The sequence below is a fragment of the Citrobacter sp. RHBSTW-00887 genome, from assembly GCF_013728095.1.
Classification (GTDB): domain Bacteria; phylum Pseudomonadota; class Gammaproteobacteria; order Enterobacterales; family Enterobacteriaceae; genus Citrobacter; species Citrobacter braakii.
Map to the genome: position 1 here is coordinate 3,374,767 of NZ_CP056267.1, position 20,341 is coordinate 3,395,107.

The following is a 20,341-nucleotide window of genomic DNA, read 5'->3' on the forward strand; positions in this document are numbered from 1 at the left end:
TTATCCTATTACACAATCCGGTGCGCTGGATATCAGCTGACAACCACATTCACAGCGGCAACCATCCACAGCAATCGCTTTACCGTCTGAGGACCATTCAGGCGAACCTTCAATAATGGCATTAACACCATGACCTTCTTTCGGACAGCTAACTTTATCTCCGATCAGTGCAACCATTTTACCATTAACAATCATGGTCGAAGATGCTGAAATCACCTGCCCCCCATGTGTAGTTTTATCACCGAGTAAAACGAATCCTTTGGACATGATAATCTTCCTTTAAGAATGAATAATTAATTGACTGACTGTACATTTTCAATAAGCGTCCAGAAAACCAGATTCGGATCTTTTTCTGGCGATATCTTCACAAATTGCTGAGATTCAATAGTTCTTATTTCCTGTACAAGGGCATCAACGCCACTTCTTGCCAAACCACAGTTATTTTCGTCAGGAGAGTTATTCAAATCCTTACAAACCATAAAATCACCCAGTACTTTCACAGCACTACCTTTCTTTGGGCTGGATAGTTTCGGTTCTACAAACGGATAAGAAGCATCACCGTGCGCCACGGTGCCTGCACGATCCATTTCACCTTTAACATCAAAAGAAGTGACATTAAAATCACCCGAGAGATTTATTTTTATTAAATCACCTTTATCAGTAGTCACTGAATAAAAGTAGTCATCACCGGCAGGATGTTGTACAACTTCCAACCCTGCATCGTATTTATTAAAAAGTAGTTTGTAGTTATCACTGCTGTTTTCAGAATTATTTCCTGATGCAGCATTCGCTGTGTAAACATACCATGCAGGCTTTGCTTTTCCCTCAAGAAGCATTGCAATCTTATGCCCACCATCAACAATATAAAATTGTTTTACTTTATACTTAAGCCCATCCAAATAAGGCAATAAAATACTTTTAACATTTCCACTCTGCACATTAATTGACAATATCGCAGAGAACCCATACCCATCATTATCTTCAACAGATGCAGTGGTGTATAAAGTGTCTCCATTATCAGAAAGAGAGGCAAAATCACCAAGTGCTTTAAGTGAATAGTTTATGTTTTTTGGAAAGCGAACCGCTGTCAGATTATTACCCTTCATGCTCTTTGACAAAAGAGAAAAGTGCTTATCAAAGAGAGCAATGGTTATATTATTTTTATCGTCAAAGAAAACTCGATGAGTTTTCTCTGCGGCATTGTTTGCTGCCCCGGAAAACATAATTCTGGATATAGGGGTTTTCATACTGTAAGAATAAATATTATGTCCATCGGTAAAGATACATTGGCCATTACTTGAAGAAATAATAACATTACTCACGGGAGCAAAACTTGAGTACACATCTCTAGATGGAAACAGCGTTTTCTTAACCCCAGACTTAACATTTGCAATCCATAAATAACTGCTTGCTCCACCAACCCCACCACAGATAACCCCAGTAGTCGCATTGAAATCCATACCACCTGATAAATTGTATCCAATTAGCATTCAGTCTTTAACATCAGAACCCTTCCACAAGTACAGATTGAGATTTTTAATATCTTTAACAAGATAATGCTCATTGCTCGCAATGGGTATTTAATGAAAACATCAACGAACAAAAAACAGCAAGAAATCTAGGAGAAGTTAATTGCATACATAAGTCCATTTTAATCTAGTCATTAACTACACACCGAAAAACATAGGTAGGAAGAATCCCATCTTTATCATAATTGAAAACAGAGTCCATTTTGGAATTAGGTCTGGGAATTGGAAAGGAAGATTGTCTGAACATTGTTAAAGCATACTGTTCATCTCCACCTACAGCACCACGCAGAACCTTTTTATCACCAGTTTCTGGACCTTGAGGGCTATTCACTGGAGAATGTTCATAGTAATCTCGTGCATACCAATCGTTTGTCCATTCTTCACCACTTAAACCCATATCATAAATGCCTAAAGGATTCGGTGGGTATTTACCAATGGGATAAAATGGTAAATATAATCCTCCCGTGAATTTTTGCATTTGATCATATGTTGGGTAATTTCTGCCATGCTCAATTTTTCCATTGTCGGTTGCAAAAGGTAAATACTTACCTTCTGAACGTGCGGCATACTCCCATTGAGCTTCTGTCGGCAGATCTACTTTTTTTCCTGACTGCCCTCCCAGCCATAAGCAATAATCTTTTGCCTGCTGCCAGGTTGCGATCGCAGAGTAGTCATCCCCAAGAAGCAGTGGATAGTCCTTGGTAAAAGCGCTAACAGGTGGTCGTTTTTTACCTGTTATTTCAAGATATGCATTATAGTCTTTATTAGTTACCTTATACTTTGAAATCATAAAACCGCTAAGTATCACTTTATGTAATTTTTTATCATCCTGTTGAATGCTAAAGGGTATACCCTCTCCAACCAAGGGGCCGACGTCGCCCATCAAAAATTCCCCGCCTTTAACAGCGATCATGTTTGAGAGTGACTTGTCAACCAATTTACTGGCTAACTCTATTTTTTATGAAGAGTTGTCACAGGCGACAAGGGTGAAAGCGAGCAATATGACTACTTTTTTATTTCATTGTTTAACATTACAAGTCTCCCTACGCCATTTGTGAATTAGAGTTGTGCGCCTCATTAATGAAGGCGACATATTCAGCAATCTCATCTTCCGGGATTCGCTTAAATGGTTCATCAGGATCAACTGTGCGAGGGAGTCTTTCATAAAGCGTATGAAGATTGCGCTCATATTGGGTGGAATAGCTTCCCATAAAGCCAAACTCCGTCATTCCCAGGAATTCTAACAATGCAATACCAAGTCGATCGGGAAGAAATAGTTCAGTCGATGCTTTCGCCTCACCCAGTGCAAAACTTGAGTGGCCTTCCATCTTCGCTGAGGCTTTCTTTTCCAATGGATTAAATTCAGCAGACAGCCCGGCGCCCGGGCTATACAATGATTTTTTCCCCACATGGCTATCCTTTAAAAAGCTCGACATCGTTCCTTAAATTTTTTCACATAAACGCTGGGAGCCATTAAAAATAAGAACCATAGATAAGATTATCAATCATTTGTTAACCACACATCGGAACACATACTGTGGACCAACTCCATTTTTTTTATAATCATCATCCTTCCCGATTTTAGGTACAGGCAGTGATGACTGTCTGAACATTGTCAAAGCGTACTGTGTATCACCACCACCATTTCCCCGTAATACTTTTTCGGATCCTTGCATTGGTCCTTGAGGATCAATAACTGGAGAATTAGAGTAATAATCGGCTGCATACCAATCATTGGTCCATTCAGATCCATTAAGCCCCATATCATACAAGCCTAGGGGATTTGGAGAATATTTGGCGATTGGATAAATAGGAATACCTAATCCATCAGTATATTCATCTAGTTCATCTTGACTAGGGACATTTTTTCCTGGAGAAAATTTACCATTATTGGTTGCAAAAGGAAGATATTGTCCTCTCGACCTTGCTGCATACTCCCACTGAGCCTCCGTCGGCAAATCAATGTTTTTACCTGAAACAGTGCCTAACCATTGGCAATAATCTTTAGCTTGTTGCCAAGTGACACCTACCGGGTAATCATCTTTTAGCAAAGAAGGATGCCGTTTTGCCATAATATCCATAGGTGGTTCTTCTTTCCCCATTATCTTCAAATACTTTTTATAATTATCATTTGTAACTTCAAACTTAGAAATAGAAAAATCACTTAAAATGACTTTATGTAATTTTTTATCATCCAGTTGAATACTAAAGGGCAGTTTCTCCCCCACCAAGGGACCAAAGTCTCCCATCAAAAACTCTCCACCCTGAACAGAAATCATATTTGCAATGGAATTATTAATGAGTTCCTTAGATGATTTATCATTGGCTTCAGCATTTCCTTGATCACATCCGGTCAGAAAGCAGGAACCTAGAACAATCGTAATTAATGTCTTCTTCATATCAGCCCTTAATAAATCATTAAGCCATCATGGTATTTTCAGGATGTTGTTCATCGATCATTGCTAAATACTCTGTCATTTCATGCTCTGGAATTGGTTTAAAGGATTCATCAGGATCAACAAAAACAGGCAATCTCTCATAAAGCAATGCTAGTTTTTTTCCATAACCTGTGTAGAAAAATAAATTACGTTCCCCTATACCAAGAAACTTAATAACATCCTGTTCGTTGAGTATTTTATTACCCTTACTCTTTCCTGGTGATGTAGTTAGATGCTGCATAACATTATCGTAATCAGACTGACTTTGTAACCATTTCAATACCTTAAATATAGCTTGCTTTCTTTTTTTTAAGGGACCAAAGAGCCAACTATTGCCCGAGAAGAAATCATTATTCTGATTTCTTGGATCTATCCAATCAGCCCAGTTAGTGTCGATCAAGATAGCGATAACAGCACCTTTAGTTTCTGGTGGTGTATATTTAAGCTGATCGGGATTACTTAGAATACTATTCATTAAATCAACACGTTTATTTTCATCCTCAAGATCTGCATCTATGCGTTGTAATATCATCGCCATATCTTTAAGCATAGCATCGGCGGCTTTTATTCCTTGGGCAGCTATAATGAGAGGGATCGCGCATAAAGAGCGAAACGCATTCACAGCCATCATTTGTTCTAGTTTCTGATAGTCAACATTTCTTAACATGTACATAAAACTCTTCATAAATGCCGCAAACGAATTACCGTCGACTTCAAAGCCCAAAGAACCTTTGGCACCAACACCCCAGCAAAGTGCTGCCTTACAATAAATTCTGAAGCGACTGTTAATATACGTCACGTAAAAAACTGCGGATCCGCCAGCCCCAGCCTGAGCAGTTACACCAAGAGACAGTTTGGCAATCGCTGTGAATTTTTTCTCTTTAGTGACAATTTTCTTGTTACTATCGTGAGCGATTTGCTTGTCGTCATCAGGATGCGGATCAAACCATTCAATAGCGCCACTAACGTTGCCACCCGCCTGAATGCCAGCAAAAGCGCCAATTTCTCCGCCAGCCTGGACATCCGGCTGTGGAATGGTCAAATTAATTTTCCTCTGACCAGGAGGAAGCGGAGGTGTCAGCTTCGCTGGACTTCCCTTAATCCCATAGCCCTTTGCCATTTCTCCACTAAAATCAGCTTCTACACCCAGCTCAATCCCCAGGCTTGCCCCGGCATTGCCGGATAGCACCGCATTAATCGTGTAACGGATAGCCCCCATATTACAGACACCGCCTGCTACAGCTGCAGTTGCTTTTGAGGGAAACAGCAACGCAATACCAAGTCGATCGGGAATAAAAAGTTCAGCGGACGCTTTCGCCTCTCCCAGCGCAAAGCTTGCGTGGCCTTCCATCTTCGCCGAGGCTTTCTTTTCCAATGGATTAAATTCAGCAGACAGCCCTGCCCCCTGGCTGTATCGCATCAGTTGAGCTTGTGCGCTGATGTCGACATATTGATGATAAGTAGACTCATCGTCGGGCTTATCATTTTCATTGGGCCAGGTAAGCCCTTTATTCATTCTTTTAGCCCAGTCAGTAAGAACAACATTGCTGTCTTCTAATAGTTCATCTTCAAACTTAAGGCTGACTGACGCTTCTTTTAATTGTTTTATTAACTCTTCGGTATCAATCTTTCCCGATCGAACTGTTTTTTTCGTTTCATTCCCATTAGCATCAACACCAGTAATTTCTTTATCTGCATATTTAATGAAGCTGGCCTCACCGCTTTCCTTATCTACCTCGCTGAGCTTGTACTTCCGCCAGTGACTGCGAATTTTATCGGAGCGGACATAGGTACTCTTAAATCCGGCAGTCTTCTGGAGAGGAATCAATTCCATAAGACCGATAGCTGAGCCCTTGGAGTTCTCATCAAGCAGTTCCCCCTCAGGAACCTGTGCGGTAAGCGTTTTAAGTTCTGCCTTTAGTTTTTCGTTAGCGTCATTGAGTTGTTGATAGGTACTCTGAAGTTTGCTCTCATAAGCACGTTGTGGTTGCTTACCTGCCTGAGTCAACATTTCGAAATTAAGTTCATCCAGAGCAATCTGCGCTTTTTTCTGATTTTCCAGCAACGCTGTCATTTTCAGCTGTTCCTGTATGAGTAAGCGGTTATCTTTTTCATCAACGCAAAGCAGCGTTGCACTGCCCGGATGAAAATAAACCTGAGGGCCATGCTCTCCGTTGACAACAGTGTTTTTACTCACATTATCCAGACTACTTTGCTGTGTACCTTTAGTCATTTTCTAACTCCCTGAACTAACCACCGAGCAGTTCAATATTGATTTTGCTTTTTGCCGCACCGAATATTTCAGCTGTCTTACCTTCACTGTCAGTACGCCCTTCATAAACAGAACCATCAGCAGTGGTTATCCGATATCGCGTGTTAGCCAGGATATCGCCAGACTCCTTATCCTGGGCAACAAAGTTCTCGCTATACCCTTGGGGAAGTTCCGGTTTAGGTGCGTCATAGTCCGCACTTCCCATTTTTTGGACATTGGCACACTTCAGTAAAATATTGCCCGGGGCCCCAAGCTCCATATTTCCACCTGCCAGCTTCATAAATGCACCGTCACAGTTAACAACCAGCTCTGTTGCACCCGTGATGACTACTTTGCCTTCCACACTGGTCACCGTGACGTCTTTTTTCGCAATAGCCTCAAGCGCATCATCCTGTGCCTGAATTTCAACTTTTCCCTTAGCGGCAAAAAGTTTCATTCCGGCCTTTCGGGCCAGCACACTCACAGCTTCACCCGCAGCCACAGTAAAACGCTTAAGCGCGCTGATATCAGTATTTTGCTGGGACATGATCCCTACGCTGGCACTACCCGACGCCATGCGAACCGCCTGTGGGCTGGTGATGCTCACGCCTTCAGGTGCATTCAATATGATCCCTGGTTTAGCAAGCTCTTTGAGAGCTGCGTTAAGCGTCTGCTGGCTTGCAGTATCTGCTGGTAGGGCATCAGCCCCTTCAGCAGCAGATGACAAACTTTTTGCTATCGTCAGAGCATTTTCCAGCTGGGCAATAGCCTCTTGCATCGAGAGCATCTTGTCCCCGGCGAGCGTTTGTTTATCTGCTGTGATAAATACACCGGCCCCACCGCGAATGGAAACATGTCGATCAGTGCGCAGTTCCGCACCTTCACCGCGCAGTTCGCGGGAAGCGTCTACATTGTGACCTAAATTGAGTTGGGTCTTTCCGCCATACTCCGTACTGAGCTTAACGTGTTCTACGCCGCGTTTGTCTTCCATCCGCAGCTTGTTCAGCCCGGCGGTTCGGATAACATTGCGTGTGCTGTTAGCTTCAGTCACATGGTCAACGTGGCGGGAGTCGTGCAGGGCGTGGGCGATATACGGCCGGTCCGGGTCACCTTCGTGGAAAGCAATTGCCACCTCGGTGCCCTGTATCAGCGGGAAGTGGAAGCCGTATTTATCACCACCGTAGGGTTTGGCGAAGCGCACCGGCATACTTTCCATGCCCTGGCGTTTGTCGTCGCGGTCGGCATCGAATTTCACCCGGTACATGCCGGATGCATCCTGCCAGGCGTAGATGTCGTTCTCTTTGGCGCTGGTCACGCGGGCCGTCAGCGTGCCACTCACCTCCGGGCGTTTTTTCGCGGCAGGACGCCAGCAGCGGTTCTCGTAGTACGGCATCCCCTCCCACATTACGATAAGGGCATCTTTACGACTGGCTATATAGCCCGTGCGGATAATGATAATGCCGTTGTCCGTTTCTGATGGCAGTGTCGGCGGTACTACACGTTCACTGATGGTCAGTACCTGGGCCGGAGAAAGCAGGGCATCATTACTACAGCCGCTGATAGTCGTCTGTCCGGACAGAAAACGTTCATGCTCCAGGCGTGCCCAGAAGTTGGCGGTTTCCGCTGAAGGTGCGATTTTGTCACCACGTTCAAGATGACGCGGCAGGTAGTGATAAACCTCACCGTAGGTCACACCGTCACCGTCGCCACGAGTCATGTCCGCCGGTACAGAAATCAGGATATTCTGTGCTTCACGGTGATTGTAATCACTGGCGGTAACAGAACGCTCAACCACGTTCTGTCGGACGTTAACGCCCCACACCGAGACAGTAGCATTATCATTCATCCCTGACGGGCTGCTGAGCGGCAGAGACTTACCGAACGTCCATGCGCTCTGCTTGTCTGCGAAATGCACCACTTCGGTTTGCGTGTCCGGCTGCAGAGTGAAAAAGTAGAAAATCCCCACTTCGGCCAGAAGACGCTCAATGAACGCGAGGTCATTTTCTTTGTACTGATTAATCTGTTCACGCTTCGGATAGTCGGCTTTGAGGGTGAACTCATACTCCCAGCCTTTCAGGCCATGTTCCTGCAAAACTTCGGCGACAACTTCCGGTACCGACTTATTAACGAAAAAGCGATGGGTACGGAATTGCTTGCGCAGCAAAGACAAGAACGGCTCAATAATAATCTGATACGTCGCCTGATCACGTGAGCCACTGATACGCTTAAAATGCGTCACCACGCCATGTACTACTTTCTGCCCGGTCAGCCCCATCAGCGGCCCTGTCCCCATGGTCAGCGTGGCCGGCTTGGTCAGCAGTTGCTCTGAACGGATATTCTGATCGCTGCTGGTAAATATGATGGTATAGGTATAAAGCTCGCTCATGAACTCATTACCGTTAAATTCTTCCACATCCAGTGCTGCAGTACAGGACGGTATATCCAGACGGTAACGGTTGAGCCCATCTTCAGTTAGGGCCGACAGGGTGTTCTTGAACGTATCGGTCAGACTCATGATATCGACTCCATGGGATAACCTGCTGTTTATGACTCTCTTGACGAAGGGCAAATAGCAGATTTAATCAGGGGTACTCAGCGAGTACGAAAAAGTTATTACAATTCCAGCCCCGACAGCGCAACGAGGGCTCTAATCAATTATTCAGGCATTACAAAATTGTTCATGCTAAAGAAAATTACTTACTTCCCGAGACTGGCATTCATCAATTCTTTATCATTTCATCATACGGCCTTAGGATCTCCATATCGTTGGGTCGTATGTTATGAACCCCCCCTTTACTCACTTCAAGTGCTGAAACAATACGTCGATGACGGTCCTCATGCCTTAATGAGGCAAAGCTTGCTTGAATGAAATACTGACCATCTTTATTAAAATTATAAAAAGATGGTGGAATGCAAAGTAATTCATTACTTATCCGTAACTGTGGGCTGAATATTATTTTTTCATCTTTTGATTTTGTTCCCCGAGGGTTAATAGATATGTACTTTAATACATAGTCATCGCCACCATTGACAGAGAAGCAAACACTCCCATCATTAACAATGATATGCCCCTCTTCATCTGGCAGCAGTCTGTCGCCAGGCCCCGGACATCCTGTTAAAGTTTGCAAACATATAACAGCAAGCAGGCTTGCACGAAGAACCCGAAAAATGTTCGTAGTTACCATGGGAAACCTCTTAACGCGTTTTTATATCCTTGCTTAATGACAGATTCAGAAATATCACCATCCAAAGTTATACTATGGTCAATCCTCAGTTTTAACCAGCCATAATACCCTTCACTTTGCAAAGCAAAATTATCAGCAATGATTTGTGCTTGCTGCTCCATTGAATATTCGCTCAACAGTCGTCCATCGAGCGTATACCGATAGCTCACCAGCCAGCTTATCAAGCCTCTGGCAATGACGTTCATTCCCCGCTCTCTATGCCAAACATGACTCATTTCGTGAATAAATAAATGCCGCAAAAATGGTAAGCTTTTTGAAAAGTCATCGCGATACCAATACCTGAAATATATTTCACCATTAGGCGTCATGGCTGTATGTTCATCCTGTAACCCAAATGGCAGATAGCTACCGCGATGGATTTTTACCTTTTCGTAATTGATCCGGTTACCAAATACCGTTCTGGCTAAGGCGATTTCCCCTGAGGTCAGTTTTCTGACTGAATTGGGGTCATAAATGGTCATTCCCTGCCTCCGGGTTAGCGTTCAGCCGCGCCTGAAAATTCAAGCCCAATCCCTTCTTCCTCACTCCAGCCGAGGGTCAGGGAGTGTGGTTTCTGTTTTGCCGCCATATGGCTTAGCAGTTGCTGGCTCAGCACCGGCAGAATCTGCTGATTCAGCAGACTGTCGACGTTACGCGCCCCGGTATCCGGCAGCAGGCAGGCGGCAGTCAGTGCGTCATACAGGCTCTCATCAATCTGCGTGGTCAGGCCGTAGTGACGGTTGAGGCGTTTGCTCACCTGCGCCAGCTTCATTTCCACGATGGTGCGCATCGCCGCTTCCGCTAGCGGACGATAAATCACGGTCTGGAAGCGGGCCAGCAGCGCAGGCTGGAAGTGGTCACGCAGAGTCGGGCGCAGCAGTTCGTGCAGGTCGCCTTCGCTGGCCTCCGGCTGTTCGTCCAGCAACTGCATGATGTGGTCGCTGCCGAGGTTCGAGGTCATCAGAATAACCGTGTTGCGGAAGTCGATTTCGCGCCCTTCGCCGTCACGCATAAAGCCGCGGTCGAAGACCTGGTAGAACAGGTTCATCACGTCGCGGTGCGCCTTTTCCACTTCATCGAGCAGCACCACGCTGTACGGACGCTTGCGGACCGCTTCGGTGAGGATACCGCCCTGACCGTAGCCGACGTAGCCCGGCGGCGAGCCTTTCAGCTGGGACACCGTGTGCGGCTCCTGGTACTCGGACAGGTTGATGGTGATGAGTGACTTCTCGCCACCGTACAGCACATCCGCCAGCGCCAGTGCGGTTTCGGTCTTGCCGACACCACTTGGACCGACCAGCAGGAACACACCCTGCGGACCGTTTTCTGACGTCAGGCCCGTTTTGGCGGCACGCAGACGCTGTGCAATGGCATTAAGAGAAACATCCTGACCCACCACACGTTTGCCAATTTCGTTTTCCAGGGTCAGCAGTTCGGTCTGCTCGTCCTTCATCAGGGAAGAGAGCGGCACGCCGGTCCAGTCGGCAATCACATTGGCGACGGTGCGGACGTCCACATCCACCGACAGCAGCGGGTTGCTGTGCTGTATGCCGTTCAGCGCCTGTTGCAGCGCGTGCGTCTCACTCTGGCGGGAGATGTCCTGGCGGCTTTCCAGCAGTTGTTCGGTGAGTTTCAGCTCCTCGCCGTACCGGGCTTCCAGTTCGTCAAGTTCAGCGATAAGGTCCTTCTCTTCCTGCTCAATGGCGGTCAGGCGTTCGCCGTGGCTCTGATTGCCGACTGCGATATCTTCCAGCAGCGCCTGCTTCTCTATGTCCAGCGAGGTCATCAGCGCGCGAATACGGGTCAGCGGCTCCGGCACGGTGTCGAGGCTCATGCGCACGCGGGCTGCGGCCGTATCGAGTAAATCGACGGCCTTGTCCGGCAACTGGCGGCCCGTCAGATAACGGCGGGACAGCGTGACGGCGGCGCGTACCGCATCGTCAGTAATATGCACGCCATGGTGTTCGGCATAGCGTGATTTCAGACCACGCAGCATCAGGCAGGCCGTATCGTCATCCGGCTCGTCCACTTTCACCATCTGGAAGCGGCGCTCAAGAGCCGCATCACGTTCAAAATATTGTTTGTATTCAGACCAGGTGGTGGCGGCGATGGTGCGCAGTTCACCGCGGGCCAGCGCCGGTTTCAGCAGGTTGGCCGCATCCGCACCGCCCGCCTGGTTGCCCGCGCCGATAATGGTGTGTGCTTCATCGATAAACAGCAGAATGGGCACCGGCGACTGCTGCACCGCATCAATCACGTTTTTCAGGCGCTGTTCGAATTCACCTTTCACGCCCGCCCCCGCCTGCAGCAGGCCGAGGTCAAGGGTGCGCAGCGCCACCGGCTTGAGCGATTCCGGCACGTTACCCTCAGAGATTCGTAGCGCCAGGCCTTCCACCAGCGCGGTTTTGCCGACACCCGGTTCACCGACCAGGATCGGATTGTTTTTGCGACGCCGCGAGAGAATGTCGACCATCTGGCGGATTTCCGTGTCACGGCCGAACACCGGGTCAATCTTGCCCTCTTTCGCTTTGGCAGTGATGTCGAGCGTGAATTTATCCAGCGCGTTCTGCAGCGCCGGGGTCAGTTCCCCCTCTTTTACCTCCACGCCGACAGGACGCCCGACGAACTCCACTTCTCCACCATGGCTCTGTGCCAGTTCGGCTTCCTGCTGTACTTCCGGGCGTTCATCGGACTGCGCGTCGAGCAGCGGGCGCAGGCGTTCCAGTTGGCTCTGCCCCAGGGTCAGCAAAGGCCACAGACCATCGCAGCGAGCAAGTCGCTGGTTCTCCGTCAGCGCCATCAGCAGGTGTTGGCTTCGGATACTTTCCTCTCCGGCAAGTGAGGCCTGCATCCAGGCTTCCTGCAGCAGAGACTGAATGGAAGCAGACAGCTGCGGGCGGCTGCGAACCGAACGCGGCTGCTTGTCCAGCCAGCCCAGCAAATCCTGCCAGATGGCGTCCATATCCCACTCATAACGGCGCGCCAGCACCGTCAGGTCACCTTCCCCCTGTTCGAGCAACTTCAGCAGCCAGTGCTCCGGCAGAATTTCCGCATGGGCGCGGGTCTGACAGAGCGAAGCCGCCCCTTCCATCGCACGGGCACAGTAAGGGTTCAGACGTCGCAACAGGATGGCTGGATTTTCCATGAATCTCTCTCTTTGTCGGTTCCTGGACACGCTACCGCCCATCGCTGTTTTCCGTGAAGGAGACCAAAGCGCATACGGTCAGGCTGGCAGTTTGTGGTTTTCTTTGCTGAAAACCCGTTTCAGGCAGGCTCTCAGCAAAAAAATGCGGACAGGAAACCCCGTCCGCATCAGGCTTACGCGGTGGCGCGTTCGTTCCAGGAATCGGAATGAATGATGTTGCCGTCTTTGTAGGTCCAGGTGATTTTTTCGTAGCGCAGTTCAATGCGCTCAAGGTGGTTGTGCTTCTCTTTAGAAGGATCCTTGATGTCATACATTTCAGGATTCACTTTCACCACTTTCACGTTTTCCAGTTTGGTGTTGAAGTACTCCACTTCCTGGCCCGCGTCGTTGATTTTGTACCACCTGAATTCCGCAGACTTGAGGGTCTGACCGGTAGTCACCGCCTTGTACAGATACGGGCTGGACGAGTCGATTTCCTTGGTGAACAGGAACGGGGTGTGGATACGGGTACCGGTCAGCTTGCCGGTGTTGTTATCGGTCGGGATGTACAGGTTATGCTCCTGAGCGACAACCTCGATGCTGCCTTCACGATCCTGAACGTCCACAGAACCTTTAATGTCCGCGCCGCCGTCGTCTTTCAGCCAAAGATAAACAGGAATTGCCATGTGATTTACTCCATTACAGTTTTATCTGCGCCATCATCCGATGACGCCTGGGGATTGCCCGGTATCTGACAGGCATCGGCCTGCGGTACCAGACTGATTTCGACACGACGGTTAAGTGCGCGCCCTTCCGGGGTGTCGTTCGTTGCGATCGGGCGGCTTTCGCCATAGCCCTGCACCGCAAAACAGCTCTCCGGCACATCGCCGGTGTCACGCATCCAGTTGCGCACCGCTTCGGCACGCTGAAGTGAAAGCGTCTGGTTCAGTTTTGGATTGCCGGTGTTGTCGGTGTGACCTGACACCACAATCAGCCAGCCCGGTTTAGCTTTGATGCCAACCAGGGAGGTCACCAGCATTTTGGTGGAGCCCGGCTTGAGGTCGGATTTACCGGAATCGAACAGCGACATGCTGTCGAGGCGAAGGGTTTTCGGACCCTGAATGATTTTCTTAATGATCGGTGGAGGCGGTGTCGGAGGTGCCCAGTCACTGACGGCGGCCTCAACGGACGGAACCAGGCGCAGCCCCTGATACAGACCCAGGCGGTAGCGCAGTGGCTCCCCGCGGCGCTGCCAGTCGTCCAGCAATGCGCCATCAGCCCGCAGCCGCTGCTGTGCTCGCAATTTCGGTGCAACAGGCTCACCCGTCAGTTGGTGATACAATGCAAGGTGATCGCCAACATTACGGATAAGGAGCTGGTTGTTCATCCAGGACGCGAGCATGGCAAGTGCCAGAAAAATCCCGCCCAGTAATCCGGCATAGCCCCAGAACACCATTCTGCGGCTGACACCACGCCGGCGTGGCAACGCCGGCAGCAGCAGTTCAGGCAGCGGCAGTGGCTCTGTGGTGACAACGGCATCCGGTGGCAGCGCCGTCACGGAAGTGATGTGCTGTTGCCAGAGATTGCCCGCGATACCGCTCACCGGCACCATGCACATGCCCTGCACACAGGGTTTCATCACCGGCAGCTCACCCTGTCGTACCGACAGCAGGTCAGTCACCGCGCTGTTCTGCCAGGTAAGCAGACTGTCCAGCCACAGGCCCTGACTCAGACGCGAAAGACGCCCGTCTGAGTCGGTCTCCCGGGTCCACCCCGTCAGTGACACATTGCCCTGACCGGGCTGATATACCTGAATACCGCTCCGTTGGCTGACCGTGGTAAACCAGACGGGCTCTGCCTCCACGCAGGCCACAGGAGGCGATACCCAGGTCACAGTCCACAGCGGGGGGAGAGTGCCAAATGCCGCACTGCACTGGACGACAGCCCGCTGCCAGCCCCGAAGATTCTGGGTAAAATCATCGCAGGAGGTGTGCTGTTCAGGTACCACCGCCAGCATGACGGAGATTTGTGACACCAGGGCCGGGCGCACCAGGCTCAGGTGCTGTGCCAGAAGTGGCAGTTGTTCCGCATCCTTCACCCACAGATACCAGCCCTGCCGGGTTTCCCGGTGACGGGAACCGGACACAAACAGCGGGGCGTTGTCACCACAGACGAGGATAACCGCCCCCTGAAAATCTTCCGGCGGCAGGTTTTCATCCACAATTTCCCGGACAGCGCTCGCCCGCGCCTGCGCAGCCCGACGCTGACGCCAGAACATCACTCCGGACACCAGAACAACCAGCAGGCTGAGAGCCACACGGTTGCCTGTCGATAGTGGCCAGAATCCCAGAATGAGCCACAGCGCCAGTACGGCACCCAGGGCAGTTAACAGACTTCGGTACGCATCCCGCATCGCTTACCCCGGCCTGACGGTCTGGCTTACCAGCTCGGTAAGCGAAGACGAAAGGAAGAACCAGAGCGCCACCAGGGCGACAGCGGCCACAACCCAGGTCAGCCAGTACCAGCGACGACCACTGTGCAGGCGTGATGCCCGGGCAACAATGGGGGCGTCCTGTGCCAGCGTGAAGGCCGGCACCCGTTCCGCGAGCGCGCGAACGATATCTTCCCGGCGCTCATCATCCTGGGCACGATACTGACCGACGAATCCCAGTAGCAGGGTCCGGTACATGCAGGTCAGGACGGCGGTGTCAGGAGCGGTTTCTTTCAGCAGGTTACGGATCCGTTCCCACAGCTCCTCACCCGCATTGAGGGTGCCAAAGAAGTGTGCCTGCAGCGGGTCACGACGCCAGGTCAGGTAACCATCATCGGTGGTTCCTCGGTTCATCACGCTCTCATCAAGCAGTGCACACAGGGCATACACCATATGGTCACGACTGATGTCGCTGTAACCTGCCTCCGTGAGCGCCGCTTTCGCCTCCTGCACCAGACGGCAGGCCCGGCGATAGAGCCCTTCCCCGTCCCGGACTTCCTGGCCGCCGCGCAGCTGGCTGGCCATCAGCCAGCCCGGGTAGAAAATACGTTCTATCTGGCTGAGTTCGGATTTATTCATGAGCGCAGCACCGCAAAGAGTTCAAGATTCACATCCCCCAGTGAGCGCGGGGTGTAGAAGGTGCTGCTGCCCATCTCAAGCATTGCGCGAGCCGCCTCAGTACTCAGATCCAGCGAGAAATACTGGTTCTCAAGGCGCAACGGGATAGCGGCCGGAACATGGGTCAGCGGTTTGATAACCATTCCGCTCAGGGCCACGTTCACCACATCAGAGACGTCATCAAAGCTGCCCGCTTTACACAACTGCGGGAATTTCGCCTGAAGTTCATGGTTCGGCATGGAGGAGCGTACGGAGAGATAGAAGTCTGCCCCTTCGCGCAGGCGCGCATCGTGCAGGGCACCTTTCCAGATCTGATCCTGGTGCTCCAGGTGGATACTCACCACCCGCGACGGCAGGCTCGCCTCCAGCAGCTTGTCGAGCAGTGCCAGCAGCGGCGGGAATACCCGCTCCGGTGCATCGTGCTGATAAGCAGGAATATCGCCGGCGTCGTGCTCCAGTGAGAAGGTCAGCAGGCTGCCGACCAGACGGGTCAGTTCGCGGTACAGCAGTTCCGGGTGACGCTCAGGCGTCTGAAGCAGTTCCGTCAGCACCGGCTCGGCACTGTTCAGGGCATTGAGCAGCCAGAACAGGGAGACATCCGCGACCGCAAAGTCAGCCATCCGCTCATTGCTTTCACGGCGCATGGCCATCAGGCGACGCCGACGGGCCTGCAGACGAACCAGCAGGTCACCCAGTTCGGTGGTAAGCCACGGACTGGCCCCAACGGACATCATCGGTGGGATAAAAGCCGGGTCCCTGCTCCACTGCCCCTGAGCATTACGCACCAGACGGGCGACCGGACAGGTCAGCCAGGCCGTGTTTTCCTGGCTGGACAGACGCAGGGTCAGCGCATGGCGCAGGATCGCGAGTTCCCCGCTTTCATGGCCGGCCAGTTCCTGCACAACGACACGCTCAGCTTTCCAGCGACGCGGCCGCTCGCTGTCCTGACCGTTATCGAGGTTGCCACCGCTGGCGCTCAGCAGCGGCAGCGCGACAACCACGTTAACAGCTTCACTGCCGGCGGCAACAGACAAATCACAGACCGGAGGAAGCGTGTCAGCCAGGTCGGTATCCACGAGGGTACCGTCCTGAAAGCGTACCACCAGACGGGTGGCGTTCAGGCGTGAGAGCGCCAGTGCAGCATCATCAAATTCTGCAGCCACCACGCCCCAAGGATGAGAAATACCCATCCGGGCGACCATGTCGGCAACGTGTTCACTCCAGCGGGCCTGCTGCTGGAACTGTTGCGGGGCCAGAACGGCCCCATCCTCCCAAAGCGGGCGGTAAATTTTCATCCCTGATTTCCCCTCGCCTTACGATTTGGCTTTCGGCATCTGGGAAACCAGTGACAGGTTGACGTCCATCCCTTCCACCTGGAAGTGCGGCACGGCGTACAGCTTCACGCGGAAGAAGCCCGGGTTGTCTTCGATGTCTTCCACCACCACTTTTGCATCACGCAGTGGGTGAGAGGCCTGCAGCTCGTCGCCCGGATCGGTCATTTCGGTCACCAGACTGCGCACCCAGGTGTTGAGTTCCAGCTCCAGCAGACGACGGTCTTTGGTGGTGCCGATGTTTTCGCGCTGGATAAGCTTCAGGTAGTGCGCAATACGCGACAGCAGGAAGATGTACGGCAGACGTGCGTTGATGCGGCTGTTGGCGGTCGCATCCGCGGTGTCGTAAATCGCTGGCTTTTGGGTGGAGTTGGCGGAGAAGAAGCAGCTGTAGTCGCGGTTCTTGTAGTACGACAGCGGAATGAAGCCCAGATTGGCGAATTCAAATTCGCGGGTTTCCGGGATCATCACTTCTGACGGGATCTTGACCTGATTGCCGGTGCCCAGATCGTACAGATGAATAGGCAGATCCTGCACGGCACCACCGGCCTGCGGGCCACGGATTTGCACACACCAGCCGTTGTTGATGAAGCTGCGAACCATATTAGAAGCGAACGCAAACGAGGCGTTAGTCCACAGGTATTTGTCGTGATCCGGACCTTTCACTTCTTCCACATAGTTGAAGCTGCGCACTGGCACGGTGTCCGGACCATAAGGCAGACGACCCAGTACACGCGGCATCACCAGACCGATATAGCGGGCATCGTCCGTCTCGCGGAAGGATTTCCACTTAATGTACTCCGCACGGTCAAAGTAGTTACCAATATCTTTGATGGCCGCCACTTCCTCCATCGAATCCTTGAGGAAAAATTTCGGGCCGGCTGAGCCGATAAACGGCATATGCGCTGCGGCAGACACTTTTGAAATATTGCGCAGCAGGGCAACATCCTGCGCAGAGGCATCGAATTCGTAGGCAGAAATCAGCGCAGCAATCGGCTCACCGCCCGGGGTGTCATACTCATCAATGTATGTATGTTTATACAGTCCACTCTGGATGATTTCCGGGCTGTCTTCGAAGTCCTGACGCAGATCTTCTTTGGACATATCCAGCAGTTCAACCTTCACGTTCTGACGGAAATCAGTTTTGTCGACCAGGGATTTCACGCCGCGCCACAGGCTCTCCACAGCCTGGAATTCTTCGCTATGCATTACCGCATCCAGCTGACGGCTAATCTGGTAGTCCAGCTCTGCGATATGGTGGTCAATAAGGTTTTTATCGAGTTTTTCAACTTTTGAGCCCGCTTTCGTCAGGCATTCGAGAAATACCTGCATCCCCGCCGTTAGACGCTCATCCGCAGTCGCATCCGACATCGCCTGCGCATCCTGCCAGATATCCAGCGCACTCAGCTCAGAGACCGGGTTCAGATTGATTTTTTCAAACAGGGACGCATAAACCCCGCCCGCAGCAGGACGTTCCAGCACCACGCTTTCGCCACCAGTCGCATTCTCATTTTTTACAGACATCAGCATCTTCCTTTTTAATCCGTTAAATCATCGTGACCGTTATGGCTGTTTAGGTGCCAGAGCAGACAGCTCTGAGCGGAGTTCTGCGCTTAACGCCGGGTCGAGCAGAATTTTTTCCAGCTCCTTTCGGAAAGCCTGATTGTCCAGCAGGTTCGCTTTTAAATCGCGAAGCAGGTTACGCATGGAAAGCATCGCCTTCAGCTGAGGGATCTGTCGGGAAACCTGCTCCGGGGTGAAATCTTTCATGCTCTGGAATATCAGACTGATATTGTCTTCGCTACCATCACTGGCGAGCGTGTTTTTAACGGTCAGATTGACTTTTGGGGAATATTCGGAAAGAACTGAGTCGAAATTATTCTTGTTCAAGTTAACTTTTTTGCGCTCAGACAGTGGTGCAGATTCCTGACCATTACTGAAGTCGCCCGCCACCAGTAATTTCAGAGGGAGCTCAGTTTTCTTGCTGGCTCCCCCTGTATGCAGGTCAAGCTTTAGATTAATACGTGCCTTTGGCACTTCATTCTGGAAACTATCAGCCATCTCATCATCCCTCGGTTTATCACTGCGTGCATCTTTCAAACGAAAGTTCTTTACATGTGATAATAGAACAATGATCGACAATAGATCAAACTTACAGACCTTTAATCTATTTTAAGTAAATTCTTAGGAATTTTCCTCTAAATGTTAATAGTGAATAGTGCTGAGATGTCAGTAAAATGGACTATTACCAACACACAAAACAAACATTTATGTCGCAGTAGTTAAAATGAACGGATAATTATTAATAAATGGATCTTGAATTGATCTACATCAATATAAGAAAGTTAAAAACACCAATGGGCTTTCAAGGAAATGGTTTTAGATCAGAAAGAAATAAAAGGGGGCAGTAAGTCATAGCCTTGCTTCATGTGGGAAACACTGCAATAGCCATAAGGAAAGCATCAGGAACATAATCGGTTTTATGTCCCGAAAGAGAGCGTTTCATTTAATGTCAGGGCTGTATGGCGCTCCTGTCAGGCTTCAGCATGACGCCTGGGAGGGCATGGGCCTGGAAAACCGCCATACACGATGACAAATCGCCAGTCACAATAAATTCAATCGGTGCAATCAGCTTTCTCTCAGCCGAAAATCCAGTGGTCAGCGCCGACTTCCTTACCAGCAGAGCATCCGTATCGCTGTATTCCTGAACCAGAAGAGCGTCATTATCCCCCCCCGTCACTCACCACCGCAGTGATCCAGCCCTGCGATTTAAGCTGTTCAATTGCGTACGTCAACCGGTACAAATCAGACTGAGCAGGTACCGGTCCGGTGCAGGATGATCACAGGTATTCCACGCGGTTAAGTAAACCAGCAGCCAGGCCTTTGTTGCGCCTCAGTGCCAGTAACCCTTCAATGACGTATCCACTGCCAGCCGTTGAGCGACTGGCCGCAAGGCTGTCTGCGGTGCACGGGGGCGTGATGCTGACCCGTTCTGTCGGCACACCAGCCATTGAACACGGCGACATCAGCATGGGCTTCCCGGGCAGTGTGCAACCGTTCCCGCAGAAAAGGACCAGTCGCTCATCGGTGATAGCGCTGAGAATATCCCACGTCCCGTCGGTAGAGCCGTCATCCACCACAATCACCTCAATACTGAGTGTTTGCTCGCTCAGGAGTTTATGCACCAGGTGGCCAATGGTGTCGTGCGCATTGAAGGCAGGGATAATGACACTAACGTCGGTTTTACTCTCCATCCCGGGTAACTATTTCCCTTTGTTGTCATCTTTGAGGCGTCTGATCGGGATAATCCGTCTTTCCCTGATTTCCTCGTCGAT

General features: G+C 50.5%; 15 protein-coding genes and 2 pseudogenes. All 17 read right to left on the reverse strand.

Annotation, left to right across the window (positions count from 1 at the left end; genetic code table 11):
* The 17 genes and pseudogenes from HV314_RS16240 to HV314_RS16325 all read right to left on the reverse strand — a co-directional run bounded on the left by HV314_RS16240 (position 1) and on the right by HV314_RS16325 (position 20,260).
* Positions 1-267 (reverse strand): PAAR domain-containing protein, encoded by a 267-nt coding sequence (locus HV314_RS16240; RefSeq protein WP_181546149.1) that lies wholly within the window; start codon positions 265-267, stop codon positions 1-3.
* A gap of 26 nt (positions 268-293) precedes the next feature.
* A complete protein-coding gene (locus HV314_RS16245) occupies positions 294-1,460 on the reverse strand; it encodes a hypothetical protein (protein ID WP_181546151.1) in 1,167 nt (388 codons plus the stop codon).
* Between the two features lie 196 nt (positions 1,461-1,656).
* Positions 1,657-2,475, reverse strand: a pseudogene (locus tag HV314_RS16250) (formylglycine-generating enzyme family protein); the annotation flags it as partial.
* 295 nt (positions 2,476-2,770) lie between these two features.
* A pseudogene (locus HV314_RS27415) lies at positions 2,771-2,965 on the reverse strand (hypothetical protein); the annotation flags it as partial.
* A gap of 69 nt (positions 2,966-3,034) precedes the next feature.
* Entirely contained in the window at positions 3,035-3,928 is an 894-nt protein-coding gene (locus tag HV314_RS16260; protein ID WP_181546155.1) for a formylglycine-generating enzyme family protein, read from the reverse strand.
* A gap of 19 nt (positions 3,929-3,947) precedes the next feature.
* Positions 3,948-6,200 carry a hypothetical protein gene (locus HV314_RS16265; protein WP_181546157.1) on the reverse strand — a complete coding sequence of 751 codons (2,253 nt, stop codon included), beginning with the start codon at positions 6,198-6,200 and terminating at the stop codon, positions 3,948-3,950.
* A gap of 16 nt (positions 6,201-6,216) precedes the next feature.
* Positions 6,217-8,733, reverse strand: coding sequence for a type VI secretion system Vgr family protein (locus tag HV314_RS16270; RefSeq protein WP_181546159.1), 2,517 nt, complete (start codon positions 8,731-8,733; stop codon positions 6,217-6,219).
* Positions 8,734-8,938: 205 nt separating this feature from the next.
* The gene (locus HV314_RS16275) at positions 8,939-9,403 is read right to left on the reverse strand and encodes a putative T6SS immunity periplasmic lipoprotein (protein WP_181546161.1); all 465 of its coding nucleotides are present in this window, start codon (positions 9,401-9,403) and stop codon (positions 8,939-8,941) included.
* Positions 9,397-9,924 (reverse strand): type IV secretion protein Rhs, encoded by a 528-nt coding sequence (locus HV314_RS16280; RefSeq protein ID WP_181546163.1) that lies wholly within the window; start codon positions 9,922-9,924, stop codon positions 9,397-9,399. The genes HV314_RS16275 and HV314_RS16280 overlap by 7 nt, the downstream gene beginning before the upstream one ends.
* A gap of 14 nt (positions 9,925-9,938) precedes the next feature.
* Positions 9,939-12,587 carry a type VI secretion system ATPase TssH gene (tssH, locus tag HV314_RS16285; RefSeq protein WP_181546165.1) on the reverse strand — a complete coding sequence of 883 codons (2,649 nt, stop codon included), beginning with the start codon at positions 12,585-12,587 and terminating at the stop codon, positions 9,939-9,941.
* Positions 12,588-12,760: 173 nt separating this feature from the next.
* A complete protein-coding gene (gene hcp / locus HV314_RS16290; RefSeq protein WP_033758542.1) occupies positions 12,761-13,252 on the reverse strand; it encodes a type VI secretion system effector Hcp in 492 nt (163 codons plus the stop codon).
* Positions 13,253-13,257: 5 nt separating this feature from the next.
* Positions 13,258-14,979 carry an OmpA family protein gene (locus HV314_RS16295; protein WP_181546167.1) on the reverse strand — a complete coding sequence of 574 codons (1,722 nt, stop codon included), beginning with the start codon at positions 14,977-14,979 and terminating at the stop codon, positions 13,258-13,260.
* A gap of 3 nt (positions 14,980-14,982) precedes the next feature.
* The gene (tssL, locus tag HV314_RS16300; protein WP_151222794.1) at positions 14,983-15,636 is read right to left on the reverse strand and encodes a type VI secretion system protein TssL, short form; all 654 of its coding nucleotides are present in this window, start codon (positions 15,634-15,636) and stop codon (positions 14,983-14,985) included.
* Positions 15,633-16,970 carry a type VI secretion system baseplate subunit TssK gene (gene tssK, locus HV314_RS16305; protein WP_181546169.1) on the reverse strand — a complete coding sequence of 446 codons (1,338 nt, stop codon included), beginning with the start codon at positions 16,968-16,970 and terminating at the stop codon, positions 15,633-15,635. Before tssK ends, tssL begins: the two co-directional genes overlap by 4 nt.
* Before the next feature lie 18 nt (positions 16,971-16,988).
* Positions 16,989-18,536 carry a type VI secretion system contractile sheath large subunit gene (gene tssC, locus HV314_RS16310; RefSeq protein ID WP_103928598.1) on the reverse strand — a complete coding sequence of 516 codons (1,548 nt, stop codon included), beginning with the start codon at positions 18,534-18,536 and terminating at the stop codon, positions 16,989-16,991.
* Between the two features lie 33 nt (positions 18,537-18,569).
* The gene (gene tssB / locus HV314_RS16315; RefSeq protein WP_016154481.1) at positions 18,570-19,067 is read right to left on the reverse strand and encodes a type VI secretion system contractile sheath small subunit; all 498 of its coding nucleotides are present in this window, start codon (positions 19,065-19,067) and stop codon (positions 18,570-18,572) included.
* Between the two features lie 779 nt (positions 19,068-19,846).
* Complete coding sequence (locus HV314_RS16325) at positions 19,847-20,260, reverse strand: glycosyltransferase family 2 protein (protein ID WP_239006899.1); 414 nt, start codon at positions 20,258-20,260, stop codon at positions 19,847-19,849.
* Positions 20,261-20,341 lie beyond the last annotated feature (81 nt).

What these genes read in the sequence shown, in the direction of transcription:
- tssH (WP_181546165.1), bottom strand. Translation starts at nt 12,587, where the DNA reads ATGGAAAATCCAGCCATCCTGTTGCGACGTCTGAACCCTTACTGTGCC.
- tssL (WP_151222794.1), bottom strand. Translation starts at nt 15,636, where the DNA reads ATGAATAAATCCGAACTCAGCCAGATAGAACGTATTTTCTACCCGGGC.
- HV314_RS16275 (WP_181546161.1), bottom strand. Translation starts at nt 9,403, where the DNA reads ATGGTAACTACGAACATTTTTCGGGTTCTTCGTGCAAGCCTGCTTGCT.
- HV314_RS16325 (WP_239006899.1), bottom strand. Translation starts at nt 20,260, where the DNA reads ATGGAGAGTAAAACCGACGTTAGTGTCATTATCCCTGCCTTCAATGCG.
- HV314_RS16270 (WP_181546159.1), bottom strand. Translation starts at nt 8,733, where the DNA reads ATGAGTCTGACCGATACGTTCAAGAACACCCTGTCGGCCCTAACTGAA.
- tssC (WP_103928598.1), bottom strand. Translation starts at nt 18,536, where the DNA reads ATGCTGATGTCTGTAAAAAATGAGAATGCGACTGGTGGCGAAAGCGTG.
- hcp (WP_033758542.1), bottom strand. Translation starts at nt 13,252, where the DNA reads ATGGCAATTCCTGTTTATCTTTGGCTGAAAGACGACGGCGGCGCGGAC.
- HV314_RS16265 (WP_181546157.1), bottom strand. Translation starts at nt 6,200, where the DNA reads ATGACTAAAGGTACACAGCAAAGTAGTCTGGATAATGTGAGTAAAAAC.
- HV314_RS16295 (WP_181546167.1), bottom strand. Translation starts at nt 14,979, where the DNA reads ATGCGGGATGCGTACCGAAGTCTGTTAACTGCCCTGGGTGCCGTACTG.
- tssB (WP_016154481.1), bottom strand. Translation starts at nt 19,067, where the DNA reads ATGGCTGATAGTTTCCAGAATGAAGTGCCAAAGGCACGTATTAATCTA.
- tssK (WP_181546169.1), bottom strand. Translation starts at nt 16,970, where the DNA reads ATGAAAATTTACCGCCCGCTTTGGGAGGATGGGGCCGTTCTGGCCCCG.
- HV314_RS16240 (WP_181546149.1), bottom strand. Translation starts at nt 267, where the DNA reads ATGTCCAAAGGATTCGTTTTACTCGGTGATAAAACTACACATGGGGGG.
- HV314_RS16280 (WP_181546163.1), bottom strand. Translation starts at nt 9,924, where the DNA reads ATGACCATTTATGACCCCAATTCAGTCAGAAAACTGACCTCAGGGGAA.
- HV314_RS16245 (WP_181546151.1), bottom strand. Translation starts at nt 1,460, where the DNA reads ATGGATTTCAATGCGACTACTGGGGTTATCTGTGGTGGGGTTGGTGGA.
- HV314_RS16260 (WP_181546155.1), bottom strand. Translation starts at nt 3,928, where the DNA reads ATGAAGAAGACATTAATTACGATTGTTCTAGGTTCCTGCTTTCTGACC.